This is a genomic window from Streptomyces sp. NPDC059695 (assembly GCF_042733785.1).
Taxonomy (GTDB): domain Bacteria; phylum Actinomycetota; class Actinomycetes; order Streptomycetales; family Streptomycetaceae; genus Streptomyces.
This window is the reverse complement of record NZ_JBHWFF010000002.1, coordinates 99,327-121,865: the sequence shown is the minus strand read 5'-3', so window position 1 is coordinate 121,865 and position 22,539 is coordinate 99,327. Positions and strand designations below refer to the sequence as shown.

At 71.3% G+C, this 22,539-nt stretch carries 22 protein-coding genes; 10 read left to right on the top strand and 12 right to left on the bottom strand.

What is annotated here, in order from left to right; all coding sequences use genetic code 11:
• The first annotated feature begins 85 nt into the window (after positions 1-85).
• Positions 86-307 (top strand): hypothetical protein, encoded by a 222-nt coding sequence (locus ACFV2S_RS03165; protein WP_383788280.1) that lies wholly within the window; start codon positions 86-88, stop codon positions 305-307.
• Entirely contained in the window at positions 304-519 is a 216-nt protein-coding gene (locus tag ACFV2S_RS03160) for a hypothetical protein (protein ID WP_383788278.1), read from the top strand. Before ACFV2S_RS03165 ends, ACFV2S_RS03160 begins: the two co-directional genes overlap by 4 nt.
• A gap of 24 nt (positions 520-543) precedes the next feature.
• On the opposite strand, the gene ACFV2S_RS03155 is transcribed toward ACFV2S_RS03160, so the two are convergent.
• Together ACFV2S_RS03155 and ACFV2S_RS03150 are read right to left on the bottom strand one after the other, a co-directional pair.
• Complete coding sequence (locus ACFV2S_RS03155; RefSeq protein ID WP_385553749.1) at positions 544-1,467, bottom strand: RNA polymerase sigma-70 factor; 924 nt, start codon at positions 1,465-1,467, stop codon at positions 544-546.
• A gap of 72 nt (positions 1,468-1,539) precedes the next feature.
• Positions 1,540-2,013 (bottom strand): carboxymuconolactone decarboxylase family protein, encoded by a 474-nt coding sequence (locus ACFV2S_RS03150; protein WP_385553747.1) that lies wholly within the window; start codon positions 2,011-2,013, stop codon positions 1,540-1,542.
• Between the two features lie 142 nt (positions 2,014-2,155).
• On the opposite strand from ACFV2S_RS03150, the gene recO reads away from it, so the two are divergent.
• Genes recO through ACFV2S_RS03135 form a run of 3 tightly spaced genes read left to right on the top strand, consistent with a single transcriptional unit; the run spans position 2,156 to position 4,262 of the window.
• Positions 2,156-2,905 (top strand): DNA repair protein RecO, encoded by a 750-nt coding sequence (gene recO, locus ACFV2S_RS03145; RefSeq protein WP_123452137.1) that lies wholly within the window; start codon positions 2,156-2,158, stop codon positions 2,903-2,905.
• 12 nt (positions 2,906-2,917) lie between these two features.
• Positions 2,918-3,742, top strand: coding sequence for an isoprenyl transferase (locus ACFV2S_RS03140; protein ID WP_385553745.1), 825 nt, complete (start codon positions 2,918-2,920; stop codon positions 3,740-3,742).
• A 7-nt stretch (positions 3,743-3,749) separates the two neighbouring features.
• Positions 3,750-4,262 carry a YcxB family protein gene (locus ACFV2S_RS03135; RefSeq protein WP_385553744.1) on the top strand — a complete coding sequence of 171 codons (513 nt, stop codon included), beginning with the start codon at positions 3,750-3,752 and terminating at the stop codon, positions 4,260-4,262.
• Between the two features lie 55 nt (positions 4,263-4,317).
• On the opposite strand, the gene ACFV2S_RS03130 is transcribed toward ACFV2S_RS03135, so the two are convergent.
• From ACFV2S_RS03130 to ACFV2S_RS03115, 4 genes are all read right to left on the bottom strand, one after another.
• Positions 4,318-4,728: a Fur family transcriptional regulator gene (locus ACFV2S_RS03130; RefSeq protein WP_383788262.1), complete on the bottom strand. Its 411-nt coding sequence runs from the start codon at positions 4,726-4,728 to the stop codon at positions 4,318-4,320.
• Between the two features lie 72 nt (positions 4,729-4,800).
• Positions 4,801-5,694 carry a metal ABC transporter permease gene (locus ACFV2S_RS03125; RefSeq protein ID WP_383788260.1) on the bottom strand — a complete coding sequence of 298 codons (894 nt, stop codon included), beginning with the start codon at positions 5,692-5,694 and terminating at the stop codon, positions 4,801-4,803.
• 2 nt (positions 5,695-5,696) lie between these two features.
• The gene (locus ACFV2S_RS03120; protein ID WP_383788257.1) at positions 5,697-6,464 is read right to left on the bottom strand and encodes a metal ABC transporter ATP-binding protein; all 768 of its coding nucleotides are present in this window, start codon (positions 6,462-6,464) and stop codon (positions 5,697-5,699) included.
• A 12-nt stretch (positions 6,465-6,476) separates the two neighbouring features.
• Positions 6,477-7,442 (bottom strand): metal ABC transporter substrate-binding protein, encoded by a 966-nt coding sequence (locus ACFV2S_RS03115; protein WP_385553741.1) that lies wholly within the window; start codon positions 7,440-7,442, stop codon positions 6,477-6,479.
• A gap of 165 nt (positions 7,443-7,607) precedes the next feature.
• On the opposite strand from ACFV2S_RS03115, the gene ACFV2S_RS03110 reads away from it, so the two are divergent.
• A complete protein-coding gene (locus ACFV2S_RS03110) occupies positions 7,608-8,990 on the top strand; it encodes a glycine--tRNA ligase (RefSeq protein ID WP_383788251.1) in 1,383 nt (460 codons plus the stop codon).
• 73 nt (positions 8,991-9,063) lie between these two features.
• On the opposite strand, the gene ACFV2S_RS03105 is transcribed toward ACFV2S_RS03110, so the two are convergent.
• From ACFV2S_RS03105 to ACFV2S_RS03085, 5 genes are all read right to left on the bottom strand, one after another.
• Positions 9,064-9,765, bottom strand: a complete 702-nt coding sequence (locus tag ACFV2S_RS03105) for a VC0807 family protein (RefSeq protein ID WP_385553738.1) — start codon at positions 9,763-9,765, stop codon at positions 9,064-9,066.
• Between the two features lie 106 nt (positions 9,766-9,871).
• On the bottom strand, positions 9,872-10,462 hold the full coding sequence (locus ACFV2S_RS03100; protein WP_385553736.1) for a TetR family transcriptional regulator: 591 nt from the start codon (positions 10,460-10,462) through the stop codon (positions 9,872-9,874).
• Positions 10,441-11,571 carry an RNA-guided endonuclease InsQ/TnpB family protein gene (locus ACFV2S_RS03095; RefSeq protein ID WP_385553734.1) on the bottom strand — a complete coding sequence of 377 codons (1,131 nt, stop codon included), beginning with the start codon at positions 11,569-11,571 and terminating at the stop codon, positions 10,441-10,443. The genes ACFV2S_RS03100 and ACFV2S_RS03095 overlap by 22 nt, the downstream gene beginning before the upstream one ends.
• Before the next feature lie 65 nt (positions 11,572-11,636).
• On the bottom strand, positions 11,637-12,665 hold the full coding sequence (locus ACFV2S_RS03090; RefSeq protein ID WP_385553732.1) for an aldo/keto reductase: 1,029 nt from the start codon (positions 12,663-12,665) through the stop codon (positions 11,637-11,639).
• Between the two features lie 79 nt (positions 12,666-12,744).
• Complete coding sequence (locus ACFV2S_RS03085; protein WP_385553730.1) at positions 12,745-14,181, bottom strand: MFS transporter; 1,437 nt, start codon at positions 14,179-14,181, stop codon at positions 12,745-12,747.
• 101 nt (positions 14,182-14,282) lie between these two features.
• Here ACFV2S_RS03085 and ACFV2S_RS03080 point away from each other — a divergent pair, with 101 nt between their 5' ends.
• A complete protein-coding gene (locus tag ACFV2S_RS03080; RefSeq protein ID WP_383788236.1) occupies positions 14,283-15,191 on the top strand; it encodes a helix-turn-helix domain-containing protein in 909 nt (302 codons plus the stop codon).
• Here ACFV2S_RS03080 and ACFV2S_RS03075 read toward each other — a convergent pair.
• Positions 15,161-16,600 (bottom strand): MFS transporter, encoded by a 1,440-nt coding sequence (locus ACFV2S_RS03075; protein ID WP_385553727.1) that lies wholly within the window; start codon positions 16,598-16,600, stop codon positions 15,161-15,163. The genes ACFV2S_RS03080 and ACFV2S_RS03075 overlap by 31 nt on opposite strands.
• A gap of 52 nt (positions 16,601-16,652) precedes the next feature.
• Here ACFV2S_RS03075 and dusB point away from each other — a divergent pair, with 52 nt between their 5' ends.
• The 3 genes from dusB to ACFV2S_RS03060 form a co-directional block, all read left to right on the top strand.
• Positions 16,653-17,789, top strand: coding sequence for a tRNA dihydrouridine synthase DusB (gene dusB, locus ACFV2S_RS03070; protein WP_383788229.1), 1,137 nt, complete (start codon positions 16,653-16,655; stop codon positions 17,787-17,789).
• A gap of 356 nt (positions 17,790-18,145) precedes the next feature.
• The gene (ppdK, locus tag ACFV2S_RS03065; RefSeq protein ID WP_385553725.1) at positions 18,146-20,857 is read left to right on the top strand and encodes a pyruvate, phosphate dikinase; all 2,712 of its coding nucleotides are present in this window, start codon (positions 18,146-18,148) and stop codon (positions 20,855-20,857) included.
• A 632-nt stretch (positions 20,858-21,489) separates the two neighbouring features.
• On the top strand, positions 21,490-22,539 hold a 1,050-nt coding region (locus tag ACFV2S_RS03060; RefSeq protein ID WP_385553723.1), incomplete at its 3' end, for a helix-turn-helix domain-containing protein.

The following is a 22,539-nucleotide window of genomic DNA, read 5'->3' as shown; positions in this document are numbered from 1 at the left end:
GCCGATTCTACGGATACGCCCCCACCCTGGAGAGGCGAAGCGGGAAATGGATTCAGAAAGGCATACGTTGGTGAAGGAAGACATCATGAAGACGACCACGAGCGCACTCGGAACCGCTCAAGAGGCAGTGGCGGAATTGCGCGAGGCCCTCGCGAGGGCGGGAATCACGCTCCCCTCGCTCGGACTCGACGTCGTCACGCTCGCCGCGGAGCCCCCGCGCCCGCTCGTGGAATTGGGATGCTGCACGGTGGAAACGGCCCGGCTCCTCGCCGCCGCCGTACTGCCGAGGGAGGAGAGTCGTTCGTGACGCTGCCCATCGGGTCGTACGTCGTCGAGATCCTGACCGGACGGGTCGGGAGGGTCATGGGGCACGAGGGGCCCTACGTGCAGGTGCGTCCGCTCGGCGGCGGGCGCGAGTGGGACGTGGAGCCGGACGGGGTGCGGGAGGCGACCTCGGCGGAGCGGCTGAGCGCGGCCACGGCGCACGCGAACGCCCGCAGTCGCGGCGAGGTGCCGTGACGGCGGGCGCGGGCGCGGGCCGGGTCAGTGGGCGCGGCGGCGGGCCTGCCGCACCTCGCGGTCGATGGCCCACGCGTCGGCGACCGGCCCGAGGTGGCCGAGCTTGTCGGGGTTGAGGACCGCGCGGATGGTCTGGACCCGCCCGTCGAGGACGTCGAGGACGATGGCCTGGAGGATCCGGCCGTCGCGGTCGCGGTAGAGCGCGCCGGGCTGGCCGTTGACCTCGCGCGGCTCGCAGGTGACGTCGAGTTCGGTCAGTACGGGGAAGGCGGTGCCGAGGAGTCGGGCCACCTTGTCCGCGCCCGCGATGATCCGGGCGAAGTTCGGGGCCTTGCCGCCGCCGTCGCCGACGAGCTGGACGTCGGCGGCCAGGAGGTCCTGGAGTCCGCCGATGTCGCCGTTCTGGAGGGCGTCGAAGAATCGGGTGGCGAGTTCCCGCCGTTCCCCGCGGTCGGCCGTGAACCGGGGGCGTCCGTCGTGCATGTGGCGGCGGGCCCGTACGAGCAGCTGCCGGCAGGCGGCCTCCGAGCGGCCCACGGCCTCGGCGATGTCCGGGAAGCCGAAGGCGAAGACCTCCCGGAGGAGGAAGACCGCGCGCTCCAGGGGACTGAGGCGTTCGAGGAGGAGCAGCGAGGCCATGGAGACCGAGTCGGCCAGCTCTGCCGCACGCGCCGGGTCCTCGTAGGGATCGCTGAGGAGCGGCTCGGGGAACCAGGGGCCGACGTACTCCTCGCGCCGGACCCGCGCGGAGCGGAGGACGTCGATGGACAGGCGGGTGACCGTGGCCGACAGGAAGGCCTTGGTCGAGTCGGGACGGGTCGAGGAGCCGTCGAAGCGCAGCCAGGTCTCCTGGACGGCGTCCTCGGCCTCGCCGACGCTGCCGAGGATCCGGTAGGCGATCGAGAAGAGCAGCGGGCGCAGCTCCTCGAACTCCTCGACCTTGCTCATGACGACGTCCTCTCCCCGTTCCCGTACGTCCGCGCGGCGCGGACGCTTCATGATCGTCCAGGAGGGCGTCCCTCAGTGGAACTGCCCGACCTCGTAGGAGCCCGCCGGCTGCCGGGTGATGGCGTTCAGCCGGTTCGCCAGGTTCATGAAGCCGATGTGGAGGACGAGGGCGGTGAGCTCCTCCTCGCCGTAGTGGAGGGCGGCGCGCTCCCACACCTCGTCGCTGACGCCGCCCGCACCGTCGGCGACCCGGGTGCCCTCCTCGGCGAGCTCCAGGGCGGCGCGCTCGGCCTCGGTGTAGACCGTCGCCTCGCGCCAGGCTGCCACCAGGTTCAGCCGCACGGGGGTCTCGCCGGCGTGGGCGGCCTCCTTGGTGTGCATGTCGATGCAGACGGCGCAGCCGTTGATCTGGCTCACGCGCAGCGCGACCAGTTCCTGGGTCGCGGCCGGCACCGTCGACTCCTTGACCGCCCTGCCCGCCGCCATCAGGTGCTTGAAGGCCTTGCCGGCGGTGGGGCCGGCGAAGAGGTTCAGTCGCGCGTCCATGGGGTGCTCCTTCGGGGTGTCGCTCGCTGGCTACACCCCCTGGGACGAGGCAGCCCGGGCCCCTGTGACACGGGTGGATGTGACCTGCGTCTCTCTGGGGCCGTGCGTCCTGTCCGCCGTCGCCGTACGCGAGAATGGGCGCATGAGTCTGTTCCGCGACGACGGCATCGTGCTGCGCACCCAGAAGCTGGGTGAAGCGGACCGCATCATCACGATCCTCACGCGCGGTCACGGCCGCGTGCGCGCCGTCGCGCGCGGCGTGCGCCGGACGAAGTCGAAGTTCGGGGCGCGCCTCGAACCCTTCTCGCACGTGGACGTGCAGTTCTTCGCCCGGGGGAGTGAGCTGGTCGGACGCGGCCTGCCGCTCTGCACGCAGAGCGAGACCATCGCCGCGTACGGCGGGGGGATCGTCACCGACTACGCCCGGTACACCGCCGGCACGGCCATGCTGGAGACGGCCGAGCGGTTCACCGACCACGAGGGCGAGCCCGCCGTGCAGCAGTACCTGCTGCTCGTGGGGGGCCTGCGGACGCTCGCCCGGGGCGAGCACGCGCCGCACCTCATCCTGGACGCCTTCCTGCTCCGGTCCCTCGCGGTGAACGGCTACGCGCCGAGCTTCGAGGACTGCGCGAAGTGCGGCCTCCCCGGGCCCAACCGGTTCTTCTCGGTCGCGGCGGGCGGGGTCATATGCGGCGACTGCCGCGTGCCCGGAAGCGTCGTACCCTCTGCGGAGGCCATCGGCCTGCTCAGCGCGCTGCTCACCGGCGACTGGGCGACGGCGGACGCGTGCGAGCCGCGTCACGTCCGGGAGGGCAGCGGGCTCGTGTCCGCCTATCTGCACTGGCACCTGGAGCGCGGCCTGCGCTCCCTGCGGTACGTAGAGAAAAGCTAGGAGAGACCACCCATGGCCATCGCACGACTCCTCGGGCGCCAGCGTCGGGAGTACACCGCCCCCGAGCCGCACCCGTCCGGCGCCCGCCCGCCGAAGCTCCAGTCCGAGCTGGTGCCGGAGCACGTCGCGATCGTCATGGACGGCAACGGCCGCTGGGCCAAGGAGCGCGGGCTGCCGCGCACCGAGGGCCACAAGGTCGGCGCCGAGCAGGTGCTCGACGTGCTCCAGGGCGCGATCGAGATGGGCGTGGGGTCGATCTCGCTGTACGCCTTCTCCACCGAGAACTGGAAGCGCTCGCCCGAGGAGGTGCGCTTCCTCATGAACTTCAACCGCGACTTCATCCGCAAGTCCCGCGACCAGCTCGACTCGCTGGGCGTCCGGGTGCGCTGGGTCGGCCGGATGCCCAAGCTGTGGAAGTCCGTGGCCAAGGAGCTCCAGGTCGCGCAGGAGCAGACCAAGGACAACACGAAGCTCACGCTCTACTTCTGCATGAACTACGGCGGTCGCGCCGAGCTCACGGACGCGGCGCAGGCGATGGCCGAGGACGTGAAGGCGGGCCGGCTCGACCCGGCGAAGATCACCGAGAAGACCATCCAGAAGTACCTGTACTACCCGGACATGCCGGACGTGGACATGTTCCTGCGGCCCAGCGGCGAGCAGCGCACCTCCAACTACCTGATCTGGCAGAGCGCCTACGCCGAGCTGGTCTTCCAGGACGTGCTGTGGCCCGACTTCGACCGCCGCGACCTCTGGCGGGCCTGCGTCGAGTTCGCCCAGCGCGACCGCCGCTTCGGCGGCGTCGACCCGGCCGACCTCGCCGTCCTCGACAAGGCCTGAGCCGGCCGTGGGGGAGCGGCTCGAGCTCGTCTACTCGGCCGAGCTCGCCGAGGTGAGGGAAGCGGTACGGATCCGGCTGCGGTCGACCCGCTGGTGGCCCCTGTTCCGGTGGACCACCCGCGGAGTCTGCGCGCTGGCCGTCCTGGTCGCCGCCGCGGCCCTGTGGCAGGGCGACGTCCTGGTGACCGTCAAGCTCGTGTTCCTCGGCGCGGTGGCCGTGGCCTGCGCCGAGCTGGTGCCGTGGGCCACCGCCCGGAGCCTCTTCCGGCTGATCGGCTCCCAGGGCGAGGCCCGGGCGCTGGTGGACGAGGACGGCGGGCGGTGGGTCTCCCGGGACACCGACACGGCGATCCGCTGGGCGCTGCTGACCCGGTACGCGGAGACGCCCCGGCTCTTCGTGCTCTTCACGGACCGCAGCTCCGGCACCGGCTTCGCGTACCTGCCCAAGCGGGGGCTGTCCGGTCCGGCGGACGAGGACCGGCTGCGGGCCATCCTGGACCGGAACGCCACCCGGGCCTGAGACGCACGAGGGGCCCGCACCGAATCGCATCGGTGCGGGCCCCTCGTATGTCAGGTCACTTCCCGGCGCACTCCGCGCACGTGCCGAAGATCTCGACCGTGTGCGCCACGTTCACGAAGCCGTGCTCCGACGCGATGGTCTCGGCCCACTGCTCCACCATGGGGCCCTCCACCTCCACGGCCTTGCCACAGACGCGGCAGACCAGATGGTGGTGGTGGTCGCCGGTCGAGCAGCGGCGGTAGACCGTCTCGCCGTCGCTGGTGCGCAGTGCGTCGACCTCGCCCGCGTCCGCGAGGGACTGGAGCGTGCGGTAGACGGTGGTCAGGCCGACGGAGTCGCCGCGGTGCTTGAGCATGTCGTGCAGCTCCTGGGCGCTGCGGAACTCGTCCACCTCGCTCAGCGCCGCCGACACCGCGGCCCGCTGCTTGGTCGAGCGGCCGCGTACGGGGGGTCCTGCCGTCACCACGGGGGCCTCCTTGGATGCTTGTCTGCCCCCGCCATTCTGCCAGCCCCCCGTGCCCCCGGGATCAGGCGCGGATCAGACCTTCACGTCGTCCGCCGGACGCCGGGTGGCCGGAACCTGTGCGTCGCAGTCCCGCGTGGCGGCTTCGGCCGCCCTGGCGCGCCGCTTGGCGAGCGGAGTGGCGAGCAGGGTCAGGACGATGAAGATCCCGATCGCGTACAGGACGATCGTCGCGCCGGGCGGCACGTCCTGGTAGTACGAGGTGACCGTGCCCGCCAGGGTGACGGTGACGCCGGTCGCCACCGCGAGGACGAAGGTCGCGCGGAAGGACTTCGACAGCTGCTGGGCCGCCGCGACCGGGACCACCATGAGCGCGCTGACCAGGAGCAGGCCGACGACGCGCATGGCGACCGTGACGGTCACGGCGGCGGTGACCGCGATCAGCAGGTTCAGGGCGCGCACCGGCAGGCCGGTGACCCGGGCGAACTCCTCGTCCTGGCTGACGGCGAAGAGCTGCTTGCGCAGGCCGACCGTGACCAGGACGACGAAGGCGGCGAGGACGCTGATCGCCGTCACGTCCTCGGTGGAGACCGTCGACAGCGAGCCGAAGAGGTACGAGCTGAGGTTGGCGTTGGAGCCGGTCGGCGAGAGGTTGATCAGCAGGACGCCGCCCGCCATGCCGCCGTAGAAGAGCAGCGCGAGCGCGAGGTCGCCGCGGGTCTTCCCGTACGCGCGGATCAGCTCCATGGCGACCGAGCCGGCGACGGCGACGAGGGTCGCCATCCAGACCGGGCTGGAGTTCAGCAGGAAGCCGAGGCCGACACCGGTCATGGCGACGTGGCCGATGCCGTCGCCCATGAGGGCCTGGCGGCGCTGGACGAGGTAGATGCCGACGGCGGGGGCGGTGATGCCGACGAGGACGGCCGCGAGGAGCGCCCGCTGCATGAAGGCAGGTTCGAGGAAGTCCATGATCAGGTCAGCAGTCCCGTGCGGAGCGGCTCGCCGGCCGCGTGCGGATGTACGTGGTCGTGGCCGGGCAGCGCGTGCTGGCCGACGGCCTCCGGCGGCGGCCCGTCGTGGACGACGCAGCCGTCGCGCAGGACGACCGCGCGGTCGATGAGGGGCTCCAGCGGGCCCAGCTCGTGCAGGACGAGGAGGACGGAGGTGCCGCCGGCGACCTGCTCCCGGAGGGTCGCGGCGAGGATCTCCTGGCTCGCGAGGTCCACGCCGGCCATCGGCTCGTCCATGATCAGGAGTTCGGGCTCGGAGGCGAGCGCGCGGGCGATCAGCACCCGCTGGTGCTGGCCGCCGGAGAGCGCCGAGACGGAGTCCCTGGCGCGGTCGGCGAGGCCGACGAGGTCGATGGCCCGCTCGACGGCGGCCCGGTCGGCCTTCGTCGTCCAGCCGAATTTCCGGCGGGAGAGGCGGCCGGAGGAGACGACCTCGCGGATGGTGGCGGGGACGCCGGCGGCGGCGGTGGTGCGCTGCGGCACGTAGCCGACGCGGGCCCAGTCGCGGAACCGCTTCCGCTCGGTGCCGAACAGCTCGATGGCGCCGCCGGTCAGCGGCACCTGGCCGATGACCGCGCGGACGGCGGTGGACTTGCCGGAGCCGTTGGCACCGAGCAGGGCGACGACCTCACCGCGGTGGACGGTGAGGTCGACGCCCCGGAGGACGGGGCGCGCGCCGAGGGCCGCGGTGGCTCCGCGGACGGAGATGACGGGCTGGTCGTCGCTCACGACGGGTACCTCCTACTTGGCGCCGAGCGCGGTCTTCAGGGCGGCGAGGTTCGACCGCATGACCGCGAGGTAGTCATCGCCCTTGGACTGGTCCGTGATTCCCTCCAGCGGGTCCAGGACGTCGGTCTTGAGGCCGGTGTCCTTCGCGAGGGTCTTCGCGGTCTTGTCGCTCGCGAGGGTCTCGAAGAAGACGGTGGACACCTTGTCCTTCTCCGCGATGTCCTGGAGCTCCTTGATGCGGGCGGGGCTCGGCTCGGACTCGGGGTCGATGCCGGTGATGCCCTCCTGCTCCAGGCCGTAGCGCTCGGCGAGGTAGCCGAAGGCGGAGTGGGTGGTGATGAACGTCTTCGTGGCGGTGTTCTTCAGGCCCGTCTCGAACTCGGTGTTCAGGTCGCCGAGCTTCTTCACCAGGGCGTCGGTGTTCTTCCGGTAGTCGGCGGCGTGGTCCGGGTCCGCCTTCTGCAGGGCGCTGCCGACGCCCTGGGCGACCTCGGCGTACTTCACGGGGTCGAGCCAGACGTGCGGGTCGGCGCCGGCCTCGGACGCGTGGTCGTGCCCGGCCTCCTCGCCCGCGTGGTCGTGGCCGACCTCGGCGCCGTGCTCTTCCAGCTTCGTGAGCGTTCCGGCGTCGACCGTGTGCTTCACTCCGGCCTGGGCGATGGCCTCGTCGACGGCGGGCTGGATCCCCTTGAGGTAGAGGATGACGTCGGCCTCGCCGAGCTCGCCGATCTGCTTCGGCTTGAGCTCCAGGTCGTGGGGTTCGACGCCGGGCTTGGTGAGCGTGTCGACCGAGACGTGGCCGCCGCCTATCTGCTCGGCCAGGAACTGCATGGGGTAGAACGACGCCACGACGTCCAGCTTGCCGTCGCTGCCCTTGTCCGCGGCGTCGGAGGTTCCGGAGCAGGCGGAGAGGGAGACGATGCCGAGCGCGACGGCTCCGGCGAGGGCGGTGCTGGGTATGAGGCGACGTACGTTCATGACACTCATTTTCAACAAAACTGGAAACGGTTGTCAATTGCCCTCCGTGTGGCCCGCCCCACGCGGCCCTCGCGGGCCCCTGCCGCGGAACCGATTTGATACCGGGGGCGGGCACGCCGGTAACCTGAGGCATTCGCACTTCGTCGTCGTAATGAAGAGAGCACCGTGGCCGCCGACAAGATCGACACCATCGTCAGCCTGAGCAAGCGCCGTGGCTTCGTTTTCCCCTGCAGTGAGATCTACGGCGGCCAGCGCGCCGCCTGGGACTACGGGCACCTGGGCGTCGAGCTCAAGGAGAACATCAAGCGCCAGTGGTGGCGTTACATGGTCACCTCGCGCGAGGACGTCGTCGGCATCGACTCGTCGGTCATCCTGGCCACCGAGGTCTGGGAGGCCTCCGGCCACGTCGCCACCTTCACCGACCCGCTGACCGAGTGCACCTCCTGCCACAAGCGCTTCCGCGCCGACCACCTGGAGGAGGCGTACGAGGAGAAGCACGGCCGTCTCCCCGAGAACGGCCTCGCCGACCTCAACTGCCCCAACTGTGGCAACAAGGGCACCTTCACCGAGCCGAAGAACTTCTCCGGCCTGCTCTCCACCCACCTCGGCCCGACCCAGGACAGCGGCTCCGTCGCGTACCTGCGCCCCGAGACCGCCCAGGGCATCTTCACCAACTTCGCCCAGGTGCAGACCACCTCGCGCAAGAAGCCCCCGTTCGGCATCGCGCAGATGGGCAAGTCCTTCCGGAACGAGATCACTCCGGGCAACTTCATCTTCCGCACGCGCGAGTTCGAGCAGATGGAGATGGAGTTCTTCGTCAAGCCGGGCGAGGACGAGCAGTGGCAGGAGTACTGGATGCAGCAGCGCTGGAACTGGTACACCGGCCTGGGTCTCCGTGAGGAGAACATGCGCTGGTTCGAGCACCCGCAGGAGAAGCTCTCCCACTACTCGAAGCGCACCGCCGACATCGAGTACCGCTTCTCCTTCGGCGGCAGCGAGTGGGGCGAGCTGGAGGGCGTCGCCAACCGCACGGACTACGACCTGACGGCCCACTCCAAGGCCTCCGGCGCCAGCCTCACGTTCCTGGACCAGGAGTCCAACGAGCGCTACACGCCGTACGTCATCGAGCCCGCCGCCGGTGTCGGCCGTACGATGCTGGCCTTCCTGCTCGACGCGTACATCGAGGACGAGGCCCCGAACGCCAAGGGCGTCATGGAGAAGCGCACGGTGCTGCGCCTCGACCACCGCCTGGCCCCGGTCAAGGTCGCGGTCCTCCCGCTCTCCCGCAACGCGCAGCTCTCCCCGAAGGCCAAGGGCCTCGCCGCGGACCTGCGCCAGAACTGGAACATCGAGTTCGACGACGCCGGCGCCATCGGCCGCCGCTACCGCCGTCAGGACGAGATCGGCACGCCTTACTGCGTCACCGTCGACTTCGACACCCTCGAGGACAACGCCGTGACCGTGCGCGAGCGCGACACCATGAAGCAGGAGCGCGTCTCCCTCGACCAGATCCAGGGCTACCTGGCCAGCCGCCTCATCGGCGCCTGAACCGTCTGATCGCGGACACGCGAAAGCCCCCGGTCCCTCCCGTGCGGAAGGGGCCGGGGGCTTTCCCGTGCCGTCAGGCCGTCGCGGCGCCCGCGGCGGCCGCGGCCTCCGCCTCGGCCTGGCGGCGGGCCCCCTCCGCCGCGCGTCGCTTGCCGAACCAGGCCGTCCACACGCCGAGGGCGCCGAGGACGCCGTAGATCATGACCGGGCTGAGCGTGACCATGGTCCTGGTGTCGAGGGCGTACGTGAGCGCGATGCGGACCAGCGCCTCGGTCACGTACGCCACGCCCCACACCAGCGTCATCGTGCGCATGGTGGAGCGGAAGCCCTCGAACTCCCACATGCCGTTCCACCAGGCCGTGGAGGCCGGGGTGCCGTCGGTCGCGAACTTCCGGCCGAAGTAGAACATCAGCGGGCGCGGCGCGAGCAGCGTCCCCAGGCAGAGCAGGCCGAAGAGCCCCGTCACCGACGAGTCCTTGACGAGGAGCGCGCGGGCGGTGTGCGGACCGACCAGCGAGACCACGGCCGTGATCACCAGGAAGACCAGGGTGACCATCGCGAACTCGTCGATCTTGCGGCGCCAGGCGACCATGATCGCGGTGTCGAGGACCGGCCACGCGCTGCTCAGGAGCAGTGCGGAGAACTCGGACCAGCCGTGGTCGTCCGTCAGCGTGTTGTAGGTGAGGATCGGCGCGACGACGTTGAGGCCGATGGTGAGGACCCAGCCGATGGCGGAGGAACCGCCTGAACGGGCGGGCCTGGCGGGTGTGGACATGGTTCCCCCTGGAGGTGCTTACGGTCGCGGTGCGGGAGCACGCTAGTCATGCACCGGACAGGGAAGGGGAAATTCCAAGCCAAATGATCTTCAAGTGGCGGACGGCTCAGGCCCGCAGCCCCCGCTGCACCAGGGAGACCACCGCCGTGAACGCCTCCTCGGCGTCCGGGGCCGCCCACTCGGCGGCGTGCGCCGGGTTGTGGAAGCGGTCCGTGGCGTGGAAGACCGCGCGGGCCGTGGTCGCGAAGTCCCGCTCCGGCGCCGCGAACAGGCCCTCGCGGTGACCGTCCGCGAGGATGCTCTCGATCTGCTCGACCAGATGCTCCTCGTGCCGGTCGACCACCGCGCTGTTCTCGCCGATCAGCACCTGGAAGGTGGCCATCAGCTCCGGGTCGCCGCCCGCCTTCTTCCGCTTCAGGCCGAAGAGGGCCGTGAGCCAGCCGGTCAGCCGCTCGTCCGCCGGGCCCCCGGCCTCGACGTACGGCACGAGGGCGACGATCGTCCGCTCCAGCCACCGCTCGGTGACCGCCTCGCGCAGCGCCGCCTTCGTGCGGAAGTGGCGGTACACGCTGCCGTGGCTGACGCCGAGCACCCGGGCCACGTCGACCACGGTCGCCTTCGCCGGGCCGTAGCGCCGCAGCACCTCCTCGGTGGCTTCGAGGATGCGCTCTGCGGTCAGGGTCTCGGTGGCGGCCATGGAATGACAGTACCTTTGACGTCCTCCATGCCCTGAAGGGCGTGGATTCCCCTCTGGGGGGTTCGGCCGGTCGCCCGGCTTACAGGTTCCTGCTTCACGGACCGGCCAGTGCCGAGGTCTCCACAGGCTGAGGCCGCAAGTCCTGCGGCCTTGATGTTCTTCCCCGCGTTCACGTCGGCGTGCTCGCGGTGGCCGCAGCCCGGGGCCTTGCACGCGAAGACCGCCTGGCTCTCGCGGTTGCCTTCGGTGACGAAGCCACAGGCGGAGCACCTCTGCGACGTGTAGGCGGGATCGACCTTCACCACCGACGTGCCGGTGTACCGGGCGGCGCTGGTGAGGGCGCGTTCGAGGCGGTGCCATCCCTTGTCGAGAATGGCCCGGTTCAGCCCGGCTTTCTGTCGGACCTGGCGGCCGGGCTCGGCGAGGGTGCCTGACGCGGAGGCGGACATGTTCTTGATCCGCAGGTCTTCGAGGACGACGAGCGCGTTCTTCCGCACGATGCGGCCGGCGGTCTGTGCACAGAAGTCCCCGCGCCGATCGGTGACCCGGCCCATGATCTTGTTCATGCGGGCGCGGGTCTTGGCCCGGTTGGCGCTCCCTCGGTGAGTGCGTGAGAGCTGCTGCTGCAGGCGCCGGTACCGCTCGGCCTCGCCGGGCCGGATGAACGCGCGGTCGTGGAAATCACCGTCGCTGGTGACGGCCGCGAACTTCACGCCACGGTCGATCCCCACGGCGCTGCCCGGCATGGCATGTCGTTGCCGCTCCACCTGGATCTGCTGGGCGTCGGGGAACCGGAATGACGGCGACCATCGGACCCGCGACCGCCACCGCACCTTGAACGTGCCATGCTCCCGGCACGCCCGGTCCAGATCTTTCAGCGTCTGCTGGAGAATGTGCGACGGCGCCACCCTGAGCCACACGTGCTCGCGTTTGGCCTCGGCCAGCTCCTTGCACTGCGGGGCGTAATTCATCCACGCGCCGCGACGCCGGTACTCACGGCGCTGCTCCAGGCCGGTGTTCCACACCGCTCGGCACACGTTTGCGAACTCCTCGCATTGCGCGGTCTGCTCGACTGTCAGCTCAAGCCGGTACCTACGACCCGTCAGCATGAAACACCCTCTCCCGCTGGTGCCATCAACCTAGGGCACGCCACTGACAACGCAGCGTGACGTGGTCAGTGCTCGCTGTCCAGGTGGGCCATCTGTGCCGCCGGGTAGCGCTCGCCGGAGGCCGCGCCCGCCGGGACGGCCTCCTCGATCGCGGCCAGGTCGGCGGCGTCGAGCGTGACGTCCAGGGCGCCGAGCGCCTCCGTCAGGCGGTCCCGGCGCCGGGCGCCGATCAGCGGGACGATGTCGTCCCCCTGGCCGAGGACCCAGGCGATCGCGGTCTGGGCGACCGTCACGCCCTTGGCCTCGGCGACCTCGCGCAGCCGGTCGACCAGGTCCAGGTTCCGGCCGAGGTTCTCGCCCTGGAAGCGCGGGGACATCCCGCGGAAGTCGCCGGGGCCGAGCTGCCGGTCCCGGGTGAAGTGGCCGCTGATCAGGCCGCGGGAGAGCACGCCGTACGCCGTGACGCCGATGCCCAGCTCGCGTGCGGCCGGCAGGATCTTCTCCTCGATGGACCGGGAGATGAGGCTGTACTCGATCTGGAGGTCAGCGATCGGGGCGACGGCGGCGGCCCGGCGCAGGGTGTCCGCGCCGACCTCGGACAGGCCGATGTGCCGCACATGCCCGGCCTCGACCAGCTCGGCGATGGCGCCGACGGTCTCCTCGATCGGCACGTCCGGGTCGACGCGGGCGATCCGGTAGATGTCGATGTGGTCCGTGCCCAGGCGCTGGAGCGAGTACGCCGCGAAGTTCTTCACGGCGGCCGGGCGGCCGTCGTAGCCGGTGAAGCCGCCCTCCACCGTCCGCAGGGCGCCGAACTTCACGCTGGTCAGCGCCCGCTCGCGGGCGGCGGCGGGGGCGGTCCGCAGCGCCTCGTTGATGAGCAGCTCGTTGTGGCCCATGCCGTAGAAGTCGCCGGTGTCGAGCAGGGTGACGCCGGCGTCCAGGGCGGCGTGGATCGTCGCGACCGACTCGGCGCGGTCGCTCTCGCCGTACAGCGCGGACATGCCCATGCAGCCGAGGCCGAGCGCGGAGACGGCGGGGCCGGTGGTGCCGAGGCGACGGGTGGGGAAGGGGGTGTTCGCTGTGGTGGTCATGGAACAACCATGGCATGTGCGATGACAGATTTCAATATCTGTCACTCCATCTTTCGTTTCGGGCTTTCGGGGTCGGGGTTCACTTCACCGTGCGGGGGAGCCGCAGACTCAGCAGCAGCGTCACCGCCACCACGCCCAGCTGGACCAGCAGCGTCGTCCGCAGCGCCGCACCCATGTCGGCCGGGGTGGCGGCCAGCGACAGGAACAGCGAGCCCAGCGTCGCCACGCCCAGCGTCAGCGCCGACTGCTGCGTGGTCACCATGACGCCGCTGCCCACGCCCGCCCGCTCCGACGGCACCTCGGAGAGCACCACCCGGAACAGCACCGGCAGCTGGAGCCCCTGACCGAGACCCGCCACCGCCATGCCCGGCACCAGGTCCCAGACGGAGAGCCCCTGCCAGTCGTGCCCCACCGACCAGGCGATCGCGGCGATCCCGAGCCCCTGGAGCAGCGCCCCCACCGGCACCACCCGGGTGCCCCAGCGCCGCACCAGACGCGGCCCCGCCAGCGAGGCCCCGAAGAACGCCAGCGCCATCGGCACCAGCGCCAGGCCCGAGGCCACCGCGCCCATCGACAGGCCCTGCTGGAGCGCCACCGCGATCACGAACATGAAGCCGCTGAAGCCCAGCGACAGCGGCAGCACCACCACGAGCCCGCGCCGCAGCGGCACCAGGGCCAGCAGGCTCGGCGGGACCAGCGGGGTCGCGCCCCGGCGGTCCGCCCGCCGCTCCACCCACCAGAAGGCCCCGGCCGCGAACGGGAACACCGCGAGCGACACCCAGGTCCACAGCGGCCAGCCCGCCGCCCGGCCCTCCGTCAGCGGGGCGAGCAGGGTGAGCAGCGCCAGGCCGAGGAGCACCGTGCCCGGCACGTCCACCGGCGCCGGCCGGTCCGAACGGGTCTCCGGCACGGTCCGCCGGGCGAGGACCAGACCGGCCACCGCCACCGGCACGTTCACCAGGAACACCGCGCGCCAGCCGGTGCCCGCGATGTCGGCGGTCACGAGGACCCCGCCGAGGATCTGGCCGCCCGCCATCGCGAGACCGGCGGTCGCCCCGTACAGGCTGAGTGCCCGCGCCCGGCGCGGCCCCTCGGTCGAGGCGTGGATGGTCGCGAGGACCTGCGGCAGCATCAGCGCCGCCGCGGCGCCCTGCGCCACCCGGGCCGCCACCAGGGTCCAGGCGTCCGGGGCGAGGCCGCAGGCGAGCGAGGTCACGCCGAAGGCGGCCATGCCCGCGAGGAAGAGCCGCCGGCGGCCGAAGAGGTCGCCGAGCCGCCCGCCGAGGACGAGCAGCACCGAGTACGACAGGCCGTACCCGGCGACCACCAGCTCCAGGAGCGCCGGGCCCGCGGCCAGGTCGTGGTCGATGGACGGCAGGGCGACGTTGACGATGAAGAAGTCGATGAGGGGCAGCGCGGCCCCGAGCAGGACGGTGAACAGGCCGAGGGCGCCGAGCGCGGGGGCCCGGCGGCCGGCCGGGGCCGCCGTACGGACGGAAGGGGAGGTCGTAGTCACGGGACCGAGCCTCCGCCTCCGCTCAGCCTGGTACCAGAGTGTCCTTATCCTGGTACAACCACTACCTGGAAACGGGCTGACCACCCCGGCACCCTGGAGGCATGACCGTCATGGCGATCAGCGGAACCGAGGCGCGGACCGAGCAGGACGTGCGGCGGCACGAGCTCGCCGCCTTCCTGCGCAGCCGCCGCGAGCGCATCACCCCCGAGCAGGTCGGACTGCCGAGGGGCAGGCGCCGCCGCACCCCCGGACTGCGCCGCGAGGAGGTCGCGCACCTCTCCGCCGTGGGCGTCACCTGGTACACCTGGCTCGAACAGGCCCGCGACATCCAGGTCTCCCCGCAGGTCCTCGACGCCCTCGCCGCAGCCCTGCTGCTCGATCCGACCGAGCGCAGTCACCTCTTCGCCCTCGCCGGGGCCGCCGACCCGCACCCCGAGGCGCCCTGCGCCGCCGTCACGCCCACCCTGCGCCGGCTGCTCGACCAGCTGGAGCCCGTGCCCGCCGCGATCCAGAACAGCCGGTACGACTTCCTCGCCCACAACCGCACCTTCGGGAAGCTCTTCTGCGACCTCGACGCGCTGCCCCGCGAGGACCGCAACTCCCTCTGGCTGGCCTTCACGAACGAGGACTTCCGGGCCGCGGTCACCGACCTGCCCGAGGTCACGCGCGCGCTCGCCGGGAAGCTCCGCGCCGCCATGGCCGAGCACCTCGCCGAGCCCGCCTGGAAGGAGCTCGTACGGCGCCTCGAAGAGGCCTCGCCCGAGTTCCGGGAGATCTGGGCCCGGCACGAGGTGGTCGCCCCCGGCGGCCGCGTGAAGGTCATCCGCAACGCGCGCGTGGGGCTGCTGAGCTTCGAGCACACCAACCTCTGGCTCGGCCCGAACGCCGGGACCCACCTCGTCACGTACGTCCCCGTGGACGACGCCACCCAGGCCGGCGTCGCCCGCCTCCTCGACCTGGTGGTCCGGGAGCGCGAGGCTCAGGAGGCGGCGGCCCTCGCCGTGGCCTGAGGCCCCTCCCGGTCCTCCTCCGGCGTCAGGCACCGCGCCGTGCGCTCCGCCGTGCGCCGCGCCCACGCCCCGCTCGTCAGCGCCCCGACCACCAGCACGGCGAACCCGCAGCCCGTGATGATCCAGTAGCCGGGCCGGGCCGCCGCCACGAACGCGTCCGCGTCCGGCACGGCGCCGACCCCCGCCGCCAGGACCGTGCCGATCACCGCGACGCCCAGCGTCTGCCCCACCTGGCGGCTCGTCGAGGCCACCGCCGCCGCCACCCCGGCCTGCGCCCGGGGCATCCCGGAGACGGCGGTGTTCGTGATCGGGGCGTTCACCAGGCCGAAGCCGATGCCGAAGACCACGTACCCGGTGAGGAGCAGGGCGTCGCTCGTCTCGGCCGAGAAGGCCGCGAAGAGCAGCGGCCCCGCCGTCATCGCCGCCCCCGCGAGCAGCAGCGAGGGACGCGGCCCGCGCGCCGCCGTGAGGCGCCCCGACAGCGGCGCGAAGACGAAGGTCATGCCGGCCATCGGCAGCATCCAGAGCCCGGCGTCGAGCGGGGAGAGCCCGCGCACGTCCTGGAGGTAGAGCGTGTTCAGGAAGAGGAAGCCGCCGAGCGAGGCGAACGCGCAGACCGCGATGACGGTGGCCCCGCTGAACGGCGCGCTGCGGAAGAACCGCAGGTCGATGAGGGGCTCGCGGCGCCGGGGCTCGTAGAAGAGGAGGCCGGCGAGCGCGACGGCGGCGAACCCGGCGAAGAGCGGGTCGGTCTCGATGATCGCGTACGTGAGCGAGGCGAGGAGCGCCGTCACCAGGAGCTGCCCGACCGGGTCGGGGCGCCGGGGCCGGGGCGCCCGCGACTCGGGGACGTACCGCAGGGTGAGGAGCAGGGCGACGAGGGCGACCGGGAGGTTCACCCAGAAGATCGACCGCCAGCCGACCGACTGCACCAGCACACCGCCCACCAGCGGCCCCGCGGCCATGGAGACGCCGACGACCCCGCCCCAGACCCCGATGGCACGCGCGCGTGCGGCCGGCTCCGTGAAGGTGTTGGTGATGATCGACATGGCGACCGGGTTCAGCATCGACCCGCCCACGGCCTGGACCGCCCGGAAGGCGATCAGGGTCTCCAGGTTCGGCGCGAGGGAGCAGAGCAGCGAACCCAGCGCGAAGACGGCCAGGCCGGTGACGAAGACCTTGCGGCGGCCGATCCGGTCGGCGGTGGAGCCCGCGAGCATCAGCAGGGAGGCGAGGACCAGGGTGTAGGCGTCGATCGTCCACTGCATGCCGGCGACGGTGGCGCCGAGGTCCTCGCGCATGGCGGGCAGGGCGACGTTCAGCGCCGTGTTGTCCAGACTGACGATCAGCAGGCTCATGCAGCAGATCGCGAGGACGACGAGGCGGCGGCCGCGTGTGAGCTCTGGCATGTGCGGATCGTATGGCTGTCTAAGAAACTCCGCAGTGCGGGACAATGGCCGAATGACCGCGTTCACCCCACTCGCCATCGGGCCGCACATCGTGCAGCCGCCGGTGGTGCTCGCCCCCATGGCCGGCATCACCAACGCCCCCTTCCGTACCCTCTGCCGTGAGTTCAGCGGCGGCAAGGGGCTGTTCGTGAGCGAGATGATCACGACGCGCGCCCTGGTCGAGCGCAACGAGAAGACGATGCAGCTCATCCGCTTCGACGCGACGGAGCAGCCGCGCTCGATCCAGCTGTACGGCGTGGACCCCGTGACGGTCGGCAAGGCCGTGCGGATGATCGTGGACGAGGACCTCGCCGACCACATCGACCTGAACTTCGGCTGCCCGGTCCCCAAGGTCACCCGGAAGGGCGGCGGCTCCGCCCTGCCGTACAAGCGGCCGCTGCTGCGGGCGATCCTGAACGAGGCCGTGGGCAACGCCGGCGACCTGCCGGTCACGATGAAGATGCGCAAGGGCATCGACGACGACCACATCACCTTCCTCGACGCGGGCCGGATCGCCGTGGAGGAGGGTGTCACCGCCATCGCCCTGCACGGCAGGACCGCCGCCCAGCACTACGGCGGCACGGCCGACTGGGACGCGATCGCGCGGCTCAAGGAGCACGTGCCGGAGATCCCGGTGCTCGGCAACGGCGACATCTGGTCGGCCGACGACGCGCTGCGGATGATGCGCGAGACGGGCTGCGACGGCGTCGTCGTGGGCCGTGGCTGCCTCGGCCGCCCCTGGCTCTTCGGGGACCTCGTGGCGGGCTTCGAGGGCACCGGGGAGTACGCCCAGCCGGGTCTGCGCGTGGTCGCGGACGCGATGGTGCGGCACGCGCGGCTGCTCGGCGAGTGGCTCGGCGACGAGGCACGCGGTGTCATCGACTTCCGCAAGCACGTCGCCTGGTACCTGAAGGGCTTCGCGGTGGGCTCGGAGATGCGCAAGAAGCTCGCCATCACCTCCTCCCTGGACGAGCTGCGCGCTCAGTTGAGCGAGCTCGACCTGGACCAGCCGTGGCCGGTGGGCGCGGACGGCCCCCGGGGTCGTACGTCCGGAAACAACCGAGTTGTCCTGCCGGACGGCTGGTTGAAGGACCCCTACGACTGCTCCGGGGTCAGTGAGGACGCCGAGCTGGACACGTCCGGCGGCTGAGATTCAGCCCTTCCGGGGGAGTGATCCTCGCCACCCTTGAGGGGGGTGGTGCTCAGATGAGCATGTTACGGGTGGCTGCACAGCCTGAAGGGGTGGCACTGAGTGCCACCCCTTTTGTGTTCAAGAGTTGAACGCAAGTGCTCGATTGGGCGCTCATGTGAGCGGATTGGCGCTGGATTGGGTCAAGCGGCCTTCGGGCCGTGAAATCGGAATCTTCGGCTCGGTAACTTTCGAAGTGCTGGCGGACGGGTGGTTAAGACCGTGTGACCGGTAGGCGTACCTCCCCAGAAGCCTTCGATCTGGGTATGTTCCTCGCCGTCAGGGCAGCCAACCGAGTCATCGAGGAGTCGGGACCCGTGTCGGAAAACAATGATCAGAAGTTCGTCTACGACTTCACCGAGGGCAACAGGGACCTGAAGGACCTGCTCGGTGGCAAGGGCGCCAACCTCGCCGAGATGACCAACCTCGGCCTCCCGGTGCCTCCGGGCTTCACGATCACCACCGAGGCGTGCAAGGTCTACCTCGAGAGCGGCTCGGAGCCCGTCGCGCTCCGCGACGAGGTCAGCGCGCACCTCGACGCCCTCGAGCAGCAGATGGGCAAGAAGCTCGGCCAGGCCGACGACCCGCTTCTCGTCTCGGTCCGCTCGGGCGCCAAGTTCTCCATGCCGGGCATGATGGACACCGTCCTCAACATCGGCCTCTCCGACGAGTCGGTGGCCGGCCTCGCCCGCCAGGCCGACAACGAGCGCTTCGCGTGGGACTCGTACCGCCGGCTCATCCAGATGTTCGGCAAGACCGTCCTCGGCGTCGACGGCGAGCTCTTCGAGGAGGCCCTCGACGAGGCCAAGGACGCGAAGAAGGTCGCCAGCGACACCGACCTGGACGCCGCCGACCTCAAGAAGGTCGTCAAGCACTTCAAGAAGATCGTGAAGGCCGCGACCGGCCGCGACTTCCCGCAGGACCCGCGCGAGCAGATGGACCTCGCCATCGAGGCCGTCTTCAACTCCTGGAACACCGACCGCGCCAAGCTGTACCGCCGCCAGGAGCGCATCCCGGGCGACCTCGGCACCGCCGTCAACGTCTGCTCGATGGTCTTCGGCAACCTCGGCCCGGACTCCGGCACCGGCGTCGCCTTCACCCGCGACCCCGCCTCCGGTCACGCCGGCGTCTACGGCGACTACCTGCAGAACGCGCAGGGCGAGGACGTCGTCGCCGGCATCCGCAACACCGTGCCGCTGGCCGACCTCGAGTCGATCGACAAGACGTCGTACGACCAGCTCATGCACATCATGAACACGCTGGAGACCCACTACAAGGATCTCTGCGACATCGAGTTCACCATCGAGCGCGGCCAGCTCTGGATGCTCCAGACCCGGGTCGGCAAGCGCACCGCCGGTGCCGCCTTCCGCATCGCCACGCAGCTCGTGGACCAGGGCCTGATCGACGAGGCCGAGGCGCTCCAGCGCGTCACCGGCGCCCAGCTCGCCCAGCTGATGTTCCCCAAGTTCGACGAGGACGCCAAGGTCGAGCAGATCGGACGCGGCATCGCCGCCTCCCCGGGCGCGGCCGTCGGCAAGGCCGTCTTCGACTCGTACACGGCCGTCAAGTGGTCCCGCTCCGGCGAGAAGGTCATCCTGATCCGCCGCGAGACCAACCCGGACGACCTGGACGGCATGATCGCCGCCGAGGGCATCCTCACCTCCCGGGGCGGCAAGACCTCGCACGCCGCCGTCGTCGCCCGCGGCATGGGCAAGACCTGTGTCTGCGGCGCCGAGGAGCTGGAGGTCGACACCAAGCGCCGCCGGATGACCACGGCCGGCGGCCAGGTCGTCGAGGAGGGCGACGTCGTCTCCATCGACGGCTCCACCGGCAAGGTCTACCTCGGTGAGGTACCCGTCGTACCGTCCCCGGTCGTCGAGTACTTCGAGGGCCGCATGCACGCCGGCGCCGACGACGCCGACGAGCTCGTCGGCGCCGTGCACCGGATCATGGCCTACGCCGACCGCGTCCGCCGCCTCCGGGTCCGCGCCAACGCCGACAACGCCGAGGACGCCTCCCGCGCCCGCCGCTTCGGCGCCCAGGGCATCGGCCTGTGCCGCACCGAGCACATGTTCCTCGGCGAGCGCCGCCAGTACGTCGAGCGGCTCATCCTGGCCGACACGGACGCCGAGCGCGAGGAGTCGCTGAAGGCGCTGCTCCCGCTCCAGAAGCAGGACTTCATCGAGCTCTTCGAGGCCATGGACGGGCTGCCCGTCACGGTCCGCCTGCTCGACCCGCCGCTGCACGAGTTCCTGCCCGACATCACCGAGCTGTCGGTCCGCGTCGCCCTCGCCGAGTCCCGCAAGGAGCCGCACGAGAACGACCTGCGCCTGCTCCAGGCCGTGCACCGGCTGCACGAGCAGAACCCGATGCTGGGTCTGCGCGGTGTCCGTCTCGGCCTGGTCATCCCCGGCCTGTTCACCATGCAGGTCCGGGCGATCGCGGAGGCCGCGGCCCACCGCATCGACGCCAAGGGCGACCCGCGCGCCGAGATCATGATCCCGCTCGTCGGCACCGTCCAGGAGCTGGAGATCGTCCGCGAGGAGGCCGAGCAGGTCATCGCCGAGGTCCGGGCGCAGACCGGCGTCGATCTCAAGCTGGCCCTCGGCACCATGATCGAGCTGCCGCGCGCCGCCGTGACCGCCGGTCAGATCGCCGAGGCCGCGGAGTTCTTCTCCTTCGGCACCAACGACCTGACGCAGACGGTGTGGGGCTTCTCCCGCGACGACGTGGAGGCCTCGTTCTTCACCGCGTACCTGGAGAAGGGCATCTTCGGCGTCAGCCCCTTCGAGACCATCGACAAGGACGGTGTCGGCGCGCTCGTGCGCAGCGCCGTCCAGGCCGGCCGCGCCACCCGCCCCGACATCAAGCTGGGTGTCTGCGGCGAGCACGGCGGTGACCCGGAGTCGGTGCACTTCTTCCACGAGGTCGGCCTCGACTACGTCTCCTGCTCGCCCTTCCGGATCCCGGTGGCGCGCCTGGAGGCGGGCCGCGCGGCGGCCGAGGCCAAGGGCAGCGACAGCCGCTGAGCCTGCTGGACCCCGGTTCGGCAGCGGCCTCCGGGCCTGCTGAACGGCGGGTCAGGAGCAGCCTCCGGGCCTGCTGAACCGGGGGTCAGGAGCGGCGGTCGGGCCCTCCTGAACCCCGGTTCAGCAGCGGATGCACGGCCACCGGGGCCGCCGTCGGTCACCTCTCACCCTCACCGGCGGGCGGCGGCTCCGGATTCACAAAAAGAGACGGGACGGACACCTTTGTGCGGAGGTGTCCGTCCCGTTCTTTGTTCGTTTGTTGGTCGAGCTGATGTGAGTCAATGTTCAATTGCGGCCGATTGAATTATTGGGCATTGAACTTGTTGGATTCATCGCCGCAAAGAACGGAGCGGGCGCGACCCCCGGATCCCCACCCGGAGGCCGCGCCCTTTACCGATGCCGGGCAGGTGAGCCGCAACCTCGCCGACCGCCGCCGGACGGGCAAAGCCCCCCACGGTCTTCACCACGTCACCTCGGTCCTGAAGGTTTCCTGCCCGACCCGTACAGCTTTTCGGTTCCGCCCCGATTGCCGCGATGCCTTTCAACTGTGGCTGAAACACCCTGGTAACGTGCTGTGATGCTGTGCATACTCGACGTCGGGGGTGGTTGCGAGTGCACAGGTGGGGACCTTCATGCTGCGGATTCATTTCACCGGAACCGACTTGGCGGGGGTGCGGACGGCCGCCCGGCCGGACGTTCTGTGGGAAACGATTCTGAGCTTTCACCGTTTAAGGGACCGGCGCGGACCCGTCGTCTACGGAGAATGGCGTGCCGACGCCCGGATGCGGCTCGGCGGTGAGACCCGGCTGCTCGCCGCGCTCGTTCCCAGCCGTGGCTATTTTCCCGACTTCCTGACGCCCGCGGAAGGCGTCCACGGGCTCGACGAGGGCCTCCAGGCCATCCGCGCCACCGAGCGGGGACGGCTGCGCGGCGAGCTCTCGCTGCTCGCCGCCGACCGCTCCGGCGGCCGGACCGTGCCCCACTCGCTGCGCGCCCTCGCGGACGGCGGCGCGGAGCCCTTCGACCGGCTCACGGGCGCCCTGCGCAGCTACCACCGGGCCGCGGTCGAGCCCTACTGGCCGCACATCCGGGCCCGCGTCGAGGCCGACCGGGCCCGCCGCGGCCGGGCCCTCCTGGACGGCGGGGCCGAGGAGCTGCTCGCCTCACTGCCGCCGATGCTGCGCTGGCGCGCGCCCGTCCTGGAGGCCGACTACCCGGTCGACCGGGACGTCCACCTCGACGGGCGGGGGCTGCTGCTCCAGCCCTCGTTCTTCTGCCGGGGGACCCCGGTGGTGCTGCGCGACCCCGCGCTGCCGCCGGTCCTCGTCTACCCCGTCACGCACGGCGAGACGCCGACCGTCCGCGCGCCGGGCGGCTCCTCGCTGGCCAAGCTCGTCGGCCAGACCCGCTCGGCCGTCCTGCACGCCATCGGGGACGGCGGGACGACCAGCGAACTGGCCCGCAGGGCCGGGGTGTCCCTGGCCTCGGCCAGCCAGCACGCGGGCGTGCTGCGCGAGGCCGGGCTCATCGCGACCCTCCGCCACGGCAACGCGGTCCTGCACACCCTGACGCGGGGGGGGGGGGGGGCCCCGCGCGGGGGGGCGGGGGCGCGGGGGCGCGGGGGGGGTGGGCGCGGGCGCGCGCGGCGCGCCCGGAGACGAAGCGCGGCACGACCGCGACGC